The 11963-nt window shown below is 63.0% G+C and carries 10 protein-coding genes; 6 read left to right on the top strand and 4 right to left on the bottom strand.

All coding sequences use genetic code 11. The features are described 5' to 3' along the window. Positions 1–33 precede the first annotated feature (33 nt). Positions 34–591: an L-threonylcarbamoyladenylate synthase gene (locus tag ACM62G_RS11675; RefSeq protein WP_054061270.1), complete on the top strand. Its 558-nt coding sequence runs from the start codon at positions 34–36 to the stop codon at positions 589–591. A 159-nt stretch (positions 592–750) separates the two neighbouring features. On the opposite strand, the gene ACM62G_RS11670 is transcribed toward ACM62G_RS11675, so the two are convergent. Further along, positions 751–1728 carry an NADPH:quinone reductase gene (locus ACM62G_RS11670; RefSeq protein WP_273824860.1) on the bottom strand — a complete coding sequence of 326 codons (978 nt, stop codon included), beginning with the start codon at positions 1726–1728 and terminating at the stop codon, positions 751–753. A gap of 169 nt (positions 1729–1897) precedes the next feature. Here ACM62G_RS11670 and hemF point away from each other — a divergent pair, with 169 nt between their 5' ends. Together hemF and aroE are read left to right on the top strand one after the other, a co-directional pair. Next, complete coding sequence (hemF, locus tag ACM62G_RS11665; RefSeq protein WP_419737192.1) at positions 1898–2809, top strand: oxygen-dependent coproporphyrinogen oxidase; 912 nt, start codon at positions 1898–1900, stop codon at positions 2807–2809. 70 nt (positions 2810–2879) lie between these two features. After that, positions 2880–3701, top strand: a complete 822-nt coding sequence (aroE, locus tag ACM62G_RS11660) for a shikimate dehydrogenase (protein ID WP_273824864.1) — start codon at positions 2880–2882, stop codon at positions 3699–3701. Positions 3702–3951: 250 nt separating this feature from the next. On the opposite strand, the gene ACM62G_RS11655 is transcribed toward aroE, so the two are convergent. From ACM62G_RS11655 to betC, 3 genes are all read right to left on the bottom strand, one after another. Further along, positions 3952–5520, bottom strand: a complete 1569-nt coding sequence (locus tag ACM62G_RS11655; RefSeq protein WP_419737191.1) for a SulP family inorganic anion transporter — start codon at positions 5518–5520, stop codon at positions 3952–3954. A 196-nt stretch (positions 5521–5716) separates the two neighbouring features. After that, positions 5717–6637, bottom strand: coding sequence for a choline ABC transporter substrate-binding protein (gene choX, locus ACM62G_RS11650; RefSeq protein WP_419737190.1), 921 nt, complete (start codon positions 6635–6637; stop codon positions 5717–5719). An 18-nt stretch (positions 6638–6655) separates the two neighbouring features. After that, the gene (betC, locus tag ACM62G_RS11645; RefSeq protein WP_419737189.1) at positions 6656–8170 is read right to left on the bottom strand and encodes a choline-sulfatase; all 1515 of its coding nucleotides are present in this window, start codon (positions 8168–8170) and stop codon (positions 6656–6658) included. 115 nt (positions 8171–8285) lie between these two features. Between betC and ACM62G_RS11640 the strand changes: the two genes are divergently transcribed. The 3 genes from ACM62G_RS11640 (at position 8286) to ACM62G_RS11630 (ending at position 11946) form a co-directional block, all read left to right on the top strand. Next, the gene (locus ACM62G_RS11640) at positions 8286–9236 is read left to right on the top strand and encodes a choline sulfate utilization transcriptional regulator (RefSeq protein WP_419737188.1); all 951 of its coding nucleotides are present in this window, start codon (positions 8286–8288) and stop codon (positions 9234–9236) included. A gap of 37 nt (positions 9237–9273) precedes the next feature. Next, positions 9274–9600 carry a DOPA 4,5-dioxygenase family protein gene (locus tag ACM62G_RS11635; RefSeq protein ID WP_419737187.1) on the top strand — a complete coding sequence of 109 codons (327 nt, stop codon included), beginning with the start codon at positions 9274–9276 and terminating at the stop codon, positions 9598–9600. A 288-nt stretch (positions 9601–9888) separates the two neighbouring features. Then, entirely contained in the window at positions 9889–11946 is a 2058-nt protein-coding gene (locus ACM62G_RS11630) for a hypothetical protein (RefSeq protein WP_419737186.1), read from the top strand. Positions 11947–11963 lie beyond the last annotated feature (17 nt).

Below are 11963 nucleotides of genomic sequence, written 5' to 3'. Positions count from 1 at the left end.
ACTGCCGGCAGCGTTGAATCCGGAGAGCAAGCGATGGTCAAGAGTTGGCGCGTGCAAGAAGCCGCACGAGAAGTTCGCGCAGGAGCGGTGATTGCCTATCCAACCGAAGCGGTCTGGGGGCTGGGGTGTGATCCCTGGAACGAAGAGGCGGTGGATCGGTTGCTGGCGCTCAAGAATCGTTCGGTGGACAAGGGGCTGATTCTGGTGGCGGACAATATCCGCCAGTTCGATTTCCTCTTCGAGGAGTTCCCGCAGGAGTGGGTCGACCGCATGGCCAGTACCTGGCCGGGGCCCAACACCTGGCTGGTGCCGCACCAGGACCTGCTGCCTGAGTGGGTCACTGGCCGCCATGACACCGTGGCCGTGCGGGTCAGCGACCACCCGCTGGTGCGGGATCTGTGCTCGCTGGTCGGGCCGCTGATCTCCACCTCCGCCAACCCCCAGGGCCGGCCGTCGGCCAGGACCCGGTTGCGGGTGCAGCAGTACTTCGGCGGGCAGTTGGACCTGGTACTGGGTGGCAGCCTGGGCGGGCGCAAGAACCCGAGCCTGATCCGCGATCTGGCGACGGGCAAGGTGGTGCGTCCGTCGTAGTTCTCACTGGTCCCTGAGGCCGCCTTCGCGGCGGTTCGCGGGCAAGCCCTGCTCCTACAGGTATTGGGTGCACACGATACAAGTGCACGACGCCATGCCTGTAGGAGCAGGGCTTGCCCGCGAACCGCTGCTGCCAGGCAGCGGCCATCCCCCACGACCTCAGGGCAGCAACACCGTCGACCCGGTCGTCCGCCGCCCCGCCAGCTCGGTTTGCGCCTTGGCCGCCTCGGCCAACCCGTAGCGCGCGCCGATCTCGACCTTCAACTGGCCACCGATCACCAGCCCGAACAACTCGTCGGCCATGGCCTGCAACTGCTGTGGGTTACTGGCGTAGGTGCCCAGGGTCGGCCGGGTCACGTACAGCGAGCCCTTGGCCGACAGAATCCCCAGGTTGACGCCTTCCACCGCCCCCGAAGCGTTGCCGAAGCTCACCAGCAGGCCCCGCGGTGATAGGCAATCCAGGGACGTCGTCCAAGTATCCTTGCCGACCCCGTCGTACACCACCGGAACCTTCTTGCCATCGGTCAGTTCCAGCACCCGCTTCACAACATCCTCATGGCTGTAGTCGATGGTTTCCCAGGCCCCCAGGGACTTGGCATAGGCGGCCTTCTGCGCCGAGCTCACGGTACCGATCAGCTTCGCCCCGATGGCCTTGGCCCACTGGCAGGCCAGTGCTCCGACCCCGCCGGCGGCGGCGTGGAACAGCACGGTTTCACCGGCCTTGAGTTCGTGGGTCTGGCGCAGCAGGTACTGCACGGTCAGGCCCTTGAGCATCACCGCGGCGGCCTGCTCGAAGTCGATCTGCTCCGGCAGCTTCACCAGATGCGCCTCCGGCAGCAGGTGAAACTCGCTATAGGCGCCTAGCGGCCCGGTGCCATAGGCGACCCGGTCGCCGACCTTGAAGCGGGTCACTTCGCTGCCCACCGCGTCGACGATCCCGGCGCCCTCGCCGCCCAGCCCGGAAGGCAGGCTCGGCGGTGCGTACAGGCCACTGCGCCAGTAGGTGTCGATGAAGTTCAGGCCGATCGCCTTGTTCTGCACCCTGACCTGCTGTGGTCCCGGTTCGGCGGGGGTGTAGTCCACATACTCGAGGACTTCGGGGCCGCCATGGGCACGGAACTGGATTCGCTTGGCCATCGATACGCTCCTTGAAATGATTTCTTGCAAAGCCTGAAGATCCCCTATCGGACTCCTTCGCTTGACCTTCGTCAACTGCGACTGTCACGGGCACGGTGTTATGCTACGGGCCTTTTGCCGCCGGCACGTCAGATCTGCCGCGTAGCTTTGCCCGATTCCAGGTGATGCCATGACTACCCGCACCGAAGCCGTTAAAGCCTACCTGCTCGACCTGCAAGACCGTATCTGCGCTGCGCTGGAAGCCGAGGATGGCGGTGCGCGTTTCGTCGAAGACGCCTGGACCCGCCCTGCCGGTGGCGGCGGACGGACCCGGGTGATCGCCGACGGCCAGGTCATCGAGAAAGGTGGCGTGAATTTCTCCCACGTCTTCGGTGCCGGCCTGCCGCCTTCGGCCAGTGCCCACCGGCCGGAACTGGCCGGGCGCGGCTTCGAGGCGCTGGGGGTGTCCCTGGTGATCCACCCGCACAACCCGTATGTGCCGACCTCCCACGCCAACGTGCGCTTCTTCATCGCCGAGAAGGAAGGCGAAGAGCCGGTCTGGTGGTTCGGCGGCGGTTTCGACCTGACGCCCTACTACGGCAACGAGGAAGACTGCGTGCACTGGCACCGTGTCGCCGAACAGGCCTGCGCGCCGTTCGGGGCGGATGTCTACCCGCGCTACAAGGCCTGGTGCGACAGCTATTTTCACATCAAGCACCGCAACGAACCGCGGGGCATCGGTGGCCTGTTCTTCGACGACCTGAACGAGTGGGACTTCGACACCTGCTTCGCCTTCATGCGGGCGATCGGCGATGCCTACATCGAGGCCTACCTGCCGATCGTGCAGCGGCGCAAGGCGCAGGCCTGGACCGAGCAGCAGCGCCAGTTCCAGGAGTTCCGCCGTGGGCGTTATGTGGAGTTCAACCTGGTGTACGACCGTGGCACCCTGTTCGGCCTGCAATCGGGTGGGCGTACCGAGTCGATCCTGATGTCGCTGCCGCCGCAGGTGCGCTGGGGTTACGACTGGAAGGCCGAGCCGGGTAGCGAAGAGGCGCGGTTGACCGAGTACTTCCTGCAGGATCGGGATTGGCTGGCGGTTTAGCCTGCAACGACCGAATTCCCACCCTATTGATCTGACCGCTGGCCCGCCAGCCCCGACAGGACCCTGTTTGATGGATCGTTACGTTGTCTTCGGCAATCCCATCGGCCACAGCAAGTCGCCGCTGATCCACCGCCTGTTCGCCGAACAGACCGGCCAGCGGTTGGACTACAGCACGCTGCTGGCGCCGCTGGACGATTTTTCCGGCTGTGCCCGGGCGTTCTTCCAGGAAGGTCGTGGCGCCAACGTCACCGTGCCGTTCAAGGAAGAGGCCTTCCGCCTGGCCGACAGCCTGACCGACCGGGCGCGGCGAGCCGGCGCGGTGAATACCCTGAGCAAACTGGCCGATGGCAGCCTGCTGGGCGACAACACCGACGGTGCCGGGCTGGTGCGCGATCTTGAGGTCAACGCCGGCTTCAGCCTGCAAGGCCAGCGCATCCTGCTGCTGGGGGCCGGCGGCGCGGTACGCGGTGCCCTGGAGCCATTGCTGGCGCAGCAGCCGGCGTCGGTGGTGATCGCCAACCGCACCGTCGAGAAGGCCGAGCTGCTGGCCGAGCTGTTCGCCGATCTGGGGCCGGTGTCCGCCAGCGGTTTCGAGTGGTTGCGCGAGCCGGTGGATCTGATCATCAACGCCACCTCGGCCAGCCTGTCCGGCGATGTGCCGCCGATTGCGCCGAGCCTGGTCGAACCCGGCAAGACCGTTTGCTACGACATGATGTACGGCAAGGAACCGACCGCATTCTGCCGCTGGGCCAGCGCGCACTCGGCGGCGGTGGCCCTGGATGGCCTGGGCATGCTCGCCGAACAGGCGGCGGTTGCCTTCGAGCTGTGGCGTGGCGTGCGCCCGGACACGGCGCCGGTGCTGGCCGAGTTGCGGCGCCTGCTGGCTGCCTGAATTCCACAAGTTACCGCGAACCTTGTAGATACTCTGTTCCCGGTCAAACTTCGATCGTTCCCACGCTTGGCGTGGGAACGATCATCAATCGCCGCATCCCCTGTAGGAGCCGGGCTTGCCCGCGAAGGCGATTTTACCGGCGCCACACTGCTTCGGGATGAATGGCCGCCTTTGGCGGTTCGCGGGCAAGCCCGGCTCCTACAAGGGGTAGCGTTGTACATGGGAACGGCGGTGCATCAGGAGAGCGTGCTCAATCCTCGAAACGGATCGGGCACCTATCCACACCCTCGAGCTTGACCAACTCCTCGACCACCTGCGCCCGTGCCTTCCTCAACGTCAGGCTGCGCCCCTCCCGCGCCAGCCGGCGCGCTTCCTGGTGCAGCATCTCCACCCCGGAATAGTCGATGAAGTTGATCTGCTGCGCTTCGATCACCACCCGCGGCCCTTTCAACCGCTGCAGGCGCACCTGCAGGTAATGGCTGGCGCCGAAGAAGATCGACCCGCCGACCCGCAGCACCTCTTCGTCACCGTCGCGCCAGTGCTGCACCCGGGGTTGCGAGGTGCGCTTGAGGTAGAAGAACAGCGAGGCCAGCACCCCGGCATAGATCGCCGTCTGCAGCTCCAGCAGCAGGGTCGCCACGCAGGTCAGTGACATCACCGCGAATTCGGCATGGCTGACCCGCAACAGTGCGCGGATGCCGCGGTGATCCACCAGCCCCCAACTGATCAGCAGGATGCTGCCGGCCATGGCCGGAATCGGGATGTGGGCGATCAGCGCCGAGCCGCACACCGCGAACAGCGCCACCCACAGTGCCGAGAACACCCCGGCGAGCGGTGAGCAGGCTCCGGCCTCGTAACTGAGGGCGGCGCGGGTGAACGAACCGGCGGACAGGTAGCCGGAAAACAGGCTGCCGACGATATTCGACAGGCCCTGGGCACGCACTTCCTGATTGGCATCGAGCAACTGCTGCGAGCGGGCGGACAACGAGCGGGCGATCGACAGGCTCGTCACCAGCCCGAGCATGCCCACGGCGACGGCGCTGGGCAGCAGCCGCAGCACAGCTTCCAGATCCAGCGGCAACGGGCTGAACGGCGGCAGGCGCCCGACGAAACCCTCGACCCGTTGCACGTGGCCGAACATCGCCGGCCACAGCCAGACCAGCAGGCTGGCCAGCACCAGGGTGATCAGCAACGTCGGCCAGCGCGGCAGCAGCGACTTGAGCAGCAGGCCGACCACCAGCGTGCCGAGCCCCAGTGTTAGCGAAGGTCGGTCGATGTCGCCGATATGCTGCATGAGCGCCAGCAGGCTATTGAGCGCGGTGGCCTGGTTGGGAACATCGATGCCCAACAGGTTGGGCAATTGGCCGAGGGCAATCACCACGGCGGCGCCGAGGGTGAAGCCGAGCACCACCGAATGCGAAACGAAGTTCACCAGAGCGCCGAAGCGCAGCAGGCCCAGCAGCCACTGGAAGATCCCGGCGATGAAGGTCAGCAGCAGGATCAGGGTGATGTAGTCCTGGCTGCCGGGCACGGCCAGCGGACTGACGCTGGCGAACAGGACGATGGAGATCGCCGCGGTGGGCCCGCAGATCAGGTGCCAGGACGAGCCCCAGAGGCAGGCGATCAGCACCGGCACGATGGCCGCGTACAGGCCGTACTCCGGCGGCAGGCCGGCGATCAGGGCGTAGGCCACCGATTGCGGCAGGGCGAGGATGGCGCCGCTCAGGCCGACGATCAGGTCACGGCTGACGCTGGCGCGGGTCTGCCGGGGCAGCCAGCTGAGAAATGGCAGGAATGCGTGGCGGTTGGTCCGGCCCATGGGGTTCTCGGTTGGATGAGTCGTGTCGGGGGCAGTGTGCCAGAAGGCCTGGTGATCGTTGGTCGTTCCCACGCTCCCTGTGGGAATGCGGCCTGTGACGCTGTGGGTCACAAGAGCGGACGCCGAGCGTCCAGAGAGTCATTCCCACGCGGAGCGTGGGAATGATCGGTAACAGATGAATCAGGCAGCCCGAAGCTCAGAGCCTGGCCTTCACCGCCGCCAGCCCATCCTGGCCATCCGCGGTCTTCACCCCGTCCAGCCACTTGTCCAGCACCGCCGGGTTGGCCTTGATCCAGGCCCTGGCCGCGTCGGCATTGCTCAGCTTCCTGTTCGCCACCTCGGCCATGATGCTGTTTTCCATGTCGAGGGTGAAGCCCAGGTTGGCAAACAGCTTGCCGACGTTCGGACAGGCCTGTGCATAACCCTTGCGGGTCACGGTGTAGACGCTGCCGCTGTCGCCGAAATACTTCTCGCCGCCCTTGAGGTAATGCATCTTGATCTGCACGTTCATCGGGTGCGGCGTCCAGCCGAGGAACACCACGAACTTCTGTTTCTTGATCGACCGGCCGACCTCGGCCAGCATCGCCTGTTCGCTGGATTCCACCAGTTTCCACTGGCCCAGGTCGAACTCGTCGTTCTTGATGATCTGTGCCAGCGAGGCATTGGCCGGTGCGCCGGAGCCGATGCCGTAGAGCTTCTTGTCGAACTTGTCGGCGAACTTGTGCAGGTCGGCGAAGTCATGCACGCCGGCGTCCCACACGTAGTCCGGGACCGCCAGGGTGAATTCGGTGCCTTCGAGGTTCTTCGCCAGTTGCGTGACATCGCCGCTGGCGATGAACTTGTCATGGAAGCCCTGCTGCGCCGGCATCCAGTTGCCGAGGAACACGTCCACCTGGCCATCCTTGAGACCACCGTAGGTGATCGGCACCGCCAGGGTATCGACCTTGGCCTTGTAGCCCAGGCCTTCGAGCAGCAGGCTGGCGATGGCGTTGGTCGCGGCGATGTCGCTCCAGCCCGGATCGGCCATTTTCACCGTGTCGCAGGCCGGGTCGGCATGGGCGCCCAGGCTGCTCGCGGCCAGCAGCCCGGCGCAGAGGATTGTGGATAACTTCTTCATGGCTTCCCCTTGTGTTCGTTATTGGTTTTGGCAGGGTTGTGGATAACGGGCCTTGCGCTCCAGATCGTCGAGGTCGATATGGTTGCGCATGTATTGCTGACTGGCGTCTACCATCGGCTGGTGGTCCCAGCTCTTCAGCTTTCCGAGGGTCAGGGCGTCGGCGACGAAGCGCCGGCGTCGCTGGCTGGCGAGCACCTGTTGGTGGATCGCCGGGATGTTCCATTTCGCCCGGGCTTCGGCCAGGAAGTCGTTGAACAGTGGCTGGTGTTGCGGTGACTGGCTGAGTTCTTCCTCTTCCCGTGGATCGTTGTGGATATCGTAGAGCAGGCAGGGATCGTCTTCGCTGTAGATGAACTTGTAGGCACCGCGGCGGATCATCATCAGCGGGCTGACGGTGCCTTCGGCCATGTATTCGCCGAACACCTCGTCGTGCCCGCCCTCGCCCGTCAGGTGTGGCAGCAGCGAGCGGCCGTCCAGCGGCAGGTCGGCCTGCACGCGGCCGCCGGCCAGTTCCACCAGGGTCGGCAGCAGGTCGGCGGTGGACACGGCGGCGCTGACGCGCCGGGCGGCGAACTGCCCCGGTGCGCTGATCAGCAGCGGTACCCGGGCGGACATCTCGAACCAGTGCATCTTGTACCAGAGCCCGCGCTCGCCCAGCATGTCGCCGTGGTCGCCGGAGAACACGATGAGGGTGTCGTCGGCCAGGCCGATGTCTTCCAGGGTCTGCAGCAGTTTGCCGACATTGCTGTCGATGTAGCTGCAGGCGCCGAAGTAGGCGCGGCGCGCATCGCGGATCTTGTCCACAGGCAGCGGCTTGTCCCACAGGTCGTAGACCTTGAGCAGGCGCTGCGAGTGCGGGTCGAGGCTGGCCTGGGCCGGCGTGTGCGGCAGCGGGATGTCCTCGTCGCGGTACAGGTCCCAGAACGCCTTGGGAATGGTGTACGGGTCGTGGGGATGGGTCATCGACACGGTCAGGCAGAAGGGCCGGTCGCCGCCTTCGCGCACATGGTCGAACAGGTACTGCTGGGCCTTGAACACCACCTCTTCATCGAAGTCCAGCTGGTTGGTGCGCACGCAGGGCCCGGCCTGCAGCACCGAGGACATGTTGTGGTACCAGCTGGGGCGCACGTCCGGTTCGTCCCAGTTCACCGCCCAGCCGTAATCCGCCGGGTAGATGTCGCTGGTCAGGCGTTCCTCGTAGCCGTGGAGCTGGTCGGGGCCGCAGAAGTGCATCTTGCCCGACAGCGCGGTGCGGTAGCCCAGGCGACGCAGGTAGTGGGCGTAGGTCGGAACGTCGGCGGGGAAATCGGCGGCGTTGTCGTAGGCGCCGATCCTGCTTGGCAACTGGCCGCTGACCAGGGTGAAGCGCGAAGGGGCACACAGCGGGCTGTTGCAGTAGGCGGCATCGAACACCACCGCCTCGGCGGCCAGGTGGCTCAGGTTCGGCAGCTTGATCGGCGATGGGCCGTAGAGGGGCAACAGCGGCGCGGCCATCTGGTCGGCCATGATGAAGAGAATGTTCTTGCGCTTCATGGTATCGCGGCGTTCCATAGTCAATTGTTATGCGATAGTGCTGCGATCGAGCATGTGGCCTTTGCCCTCGGACGGTAAAGCCCATGCCACACAATGACTAGGATAAGTACCGCTTATGTTTGATGCGCTGGGTGAGTTGTCTCTCGACCTGCTGCGGGTGTTCGAAGCGGCGGCCCGTCATCGCAGTTTCACCGCCGCGGCGGTCGAGCTGGGCACTACCCAGCCGGCGATCAGCCAGCAGATCAAGCGCCTGGAGGAACAGCTGGCGACACGGCTGTTCGACCGCATTTACCGGGGTATCGAACTGACCGAGGCCGGCCTGCTGCTGTTCGAGCAGGTCCAGGCGGGCCTGCAGAGCATCGACAGTGGCCTGAGTGCGGTAACTGCCCACAGCCGGCATGAGGTGCTGCAGGTCGCCACCGACTTCGCCTTCGCCGCGTACTGGCTGATGCCGCGGCTGCACCGCTTCCATGCGGCCAACCCGCTGGTCGATGTCAGCCTGGTGACCAGCGAACGCAGCCACAACATGTTGCGCAGCGACATCGACGTGGCCGTGCTGTTTGGCCAGGGCCGGTTCAAGCAGGGCGAAAGCCACTGGCTGTTCAGCGAGGAAGTGTTCCCGGTGTGCAGCCCGCAGTTGCTCCAGGGCCGCGAGCGGCCGCTGGCGACCGAGGCGTTGCTGGAGTTTCCCTTGCTGCACCTCAAGGGCGAGAACAGCAGCCACTGGTTCGACTGGGCCGGGGTGTTTCGCGAGCTGGGCCTGACCAGCGCGCCGGCACCGGGGCAACTGCGCTTCGACAACTACACGCTGCTGATCCAGGCGGCGATCGGCGGCCAGGGCGTGGCCATCGGCTGGCGGCACCTTGTGGATAACCTGCTGGAGCAGGGCCTGTTGTGCCGGCCCATCAGCCAGACGGTACTGTCGACTTTCGGTTACTACGTGGTGCTGCCGCCGCGCAAACGGCGCGGGGTGTTGATCCAGCGGTTCTTCGACTGGCTGATGGCCGAGCAGGCCAGCAGTGCGCAATCGCTGGTGGGGCTGGGCTTGCCGTCGATTGCGGTGTAGCGTGGGGGATCGATCAGAGTTTTTGAAAGAGAGTGGTATGCCAGTAATCAAGGGTTATCACGCCCATGTCTACTTCGATGCATCGACCCTCGACCAGGCCCGTGAGTTGTGCGAGCGGGCGGCGGCGACATTCCCGCTGAAGATGGGGCGGGTGCATGAGCGGCTGGTGGGGCCTCACCCAGACTGGAGCTGCCAGCTGGCTTTCGAGGCCGAGCAGTTTGGCGCAGTGGTGCCGTGGTTGGCGCTCAATCGCCAGGGGTTGGTGATATTCACCCACCCTCTGACGGGCGATGACCTGGCGGACCATAGCGACCATGCCATCTGGATGGGCGCGGTACGGCCGCTGGATCTGTCTATTTTCTAGCCATTTCCGTGGGTGGTCGCCTTCGTCGGAACGCCGCCCGCAGCCAGCTCCCACAAGGTTCTTGGGTGTACGCAAATCCTGCGTATCAGGAACTTTACCTTCGAAGGATGCGCGGATTGTAGTAGTCGCCATGGCAGTGATGCGCTCGAATGATTTATTTATGAGCGAGAAGCTGGAGCGACATTATTGAAAGTTATAAAAGGATCAGTGGAGACTTTTTTACCAATAACTGGAAATCAGTCAAGTTTCGCAGTGAAAATCGATAGAGTCGAAAACACTAGTAACAAAATGAAAACTATCGACTCCTCGATTTCAAATGTTCACAGTAAAGGAACTGCACCTGACTACCCAGATGAGCTCAATCCCTTTGCTGACACTTATCCGCAAGAGTTGAACCCCTTTGAGGGCGAAATCGGCACCGCTGATGAGTCCAGTGTCAAGGTGCAGCAGGGATCACCCTCCCCCAAACGTGTTACCAGGGACCCGCCGGCCTATCCGCAAGAGTTGAACCCTTTCGAGAGTGCCCCCGAGATCCTTGATGACTCACCCACCAGTGCGCCGGAGCTGTTGCTGTCTGCATCCAAGCTTGACGTGGAATTCGGTGCCCCCCTTGCGCTCACCCAACTGCTCACTACCTACCTGAGGACCCATGGCAACGGCTCTATTGGGGACTGCACCAACAGCAACCACCTTAAAAAACTGGCCAAGGACATTAGCACCCCGCCGCTCTCAAACTTCCTGACCCTGAAGAGCGAAGAGGGAAAGGACTCCGTCACATGGAAGGAACCACCTGCCAATGAGAGGGAATTTCAGAGTCTGCTGCAGGCATTCAAGGCGTTGCACAAGGGGAAAGGCAGTTTTTATACGCTGCTGACAAACTTCGACTTCCCTGGTGCAGGCTATCGCCTGCTCGACGATGCGGCCCATGACCGGATCATCCGCAAGGCGGCCGAGCCGGCAATGCACCGTCCGGGCAAGGGCGAGGTAGTGGCTATGAAGCGAAAGGTCATGAGCGACGTGCTTGAGCACTTCAGCGATCCGCAGCGCCACGACCAGCCCTTGCCGGAGGGTGCCGTGGACGATCTGATCAGCCACTACGGCCGCACGGAGAAAGACCTGGACCAGGCACGCTCATCAGCGCTGGCAGTGGCACAGAAAAGCGGCCTTTCGCTCAATGACCGTGGCTTCGTCGATGCGGTCAGGCGTTTTTTCCATCGAGTGAAAACCGGGGAGCGGGTGGACCGCTTCAATAACGAGGTGGCAGAGGCCGGGAAGGTGTTCCAGAAAAAAATGCTCGGGAATCTGGATCGGATTCACGAACAGCACGCGCCGAAAGCCGTGGCATCACGGACGAAGCAGATGCTTGATCAACGTTTGAAGCAGGCACACGGGGATTACGCCCAGCAGATGAAGGGGCGAAATATCTACCCTGAGGTCATGAATGCGGAGAGTGCCCGCCAGATCGATACAAAAACCGAGGAAAACTTTCACAAGGTGCTCCGAGGTACTGTTCTGGCCTATGAAGGCGAATTTGTCGCGGATATGACCGAAGCGGTAGCTTCTTTCTCCGTCGACGATTATTTCAAGGGAAAGAGCCTCGAAAGGTCGGTGGACAACATCATCCATATCAACAGGAACCTGAGTGACCTGTATCAGGTCGCGCAAACCCACCACGAGTCAGATATCAGCGAGGTGGAGAAAAGGTTTGGTAAAAAGGCGGTGGAGGGTATATCGGAGGGGTTCGAAACACTGCAACTCGACTTCGCCAAATCCATCCGCAAAAAGGTTCTGGAAAACTACCGGGGTGTACTCAACCGTCACCACGAAAAACTGGATGAGAGAGAGCCTGCAGAGGGAATGGATGGCAAGCTTGAACTTTCAAAAAACTTGGTTAAGTACTCAGCTAACGCGATTGCCGACTTGAACAAGGTACGTAATCTTTCCCATGACGTTCATCTGAAACTGGAGAAAAATGATTTGGAGCAGGTTGTACTTCCGGTCGCCGAGTCGCTGAAGAGCGAGGTAGATAGGCTCCTGCCGAAACGGATGACGACCCAGGATACCCTGAAATTGGCACTCAAGCGCTCCTTCAAGCCAACCAAGACAAAAATCCTGATCGGGGGTGGGGCGGCTGTAGTGGGGACACTATTGTTTATCGCATCCCCACCGTTGGGTCTTGCTGCGCTCGCCGGGGCATCGGTGGCGGCTCTTGCATGGTCCGGCCGGAACATCTACAGGAGCTTTGGCGAGGCCAAAGAGCTCAATGAACTGCATCAGCAGGTTGAGCAACAATGGCGTGAGTTTGGAGGAGGAATGAATCCTGAAAACAGGGCGACGATAAAGTGAATTGACGGTCCGCTGGA

It is taken from the genome of Pseudomonas sp. COR18 (assembly GCF_048568395.1).
In the GTDB taxonomy this organism is placed as follows: domain Bacteria; phylum Pseudomonadota; class Gammaproteobacteria; order Pseudomonadales; family Pseudomonadaceae; genus Aquipseudomonas; species Aquipseudomonas fuscovaginae_B.
Note: the sequence above shows the minus strand (reverse complement) of the source record. Positions and strands in the feature narration are given on the sequence as shown.

Coding starts and splice junctions, on each gene's coding strand:
- ACM62G_RS11675 (WP_054061270.1), top strand. CDS start 34: ATGGTCAAGAGTTGGCGCGTGCAAGAAGCCGCACGAGAAGTTCGCGCA.
- ACM62G_RS11670 (WP_273824860.1), bottom strand. CDS start 1,728: ATGGCCAAGCGAATCCAGTTCCGTGCCCATGGCGGCCCCGAAGTCCTC.
- hemF (WP_419737192.1), top strand. CDS start 1,898: ATGACTACCCGCACCGAAGCCGTTAAAGCCTACCTGCTCGACCTGCAA.
- aroE (WP_273824864.1), top strand. CDS start 2,880: ATGGATCGTTACGTTGTCTTCGGCAATCCCATCGGCCACAGCAAGTCG.
- ACM62G_RS11655 (WP_419737191.1), bottom strand. CDS start 5,520: ATGGGCCGGACCAACCGCCACGCATTCCTGCCATTTCTCAGCTGGCTG.
- choX (WP_419737190.1), bottom strand. CDS start 6,637: ATGAAGAAGTTATCCACAATCCTCTGCGCCGGGCTGCTGGCCGCGAGC.
- betC (WP_419737189.1), bottom strand. CDS start 8,170: ATGAAGCGCAAGAACATTCTCTTCATCATGGCCGACCAGATGGCCGCG.
- ACM62G_RS11640 (WP_419737188.1), top strand. CDS start 8,286: ATGTTTGATGCGCTGGGTGAGTTGTCTCTCGACCTGCTGCGGGTGTTC.
- ACM62G_RS11635 (WP_419737187.1), top strand. CDS start 9,274: ATGCCAGTAATCAAGGGTTATCACGCCCATGTCTACTTCGATGCATCG.
- ACM62G_RS11630 (WP_419737186.1), top strand. CDS start 9,889: ATGAAAACTATCGACTCCTCGATTTCAAATGTTCACAGTAAAGGAACT.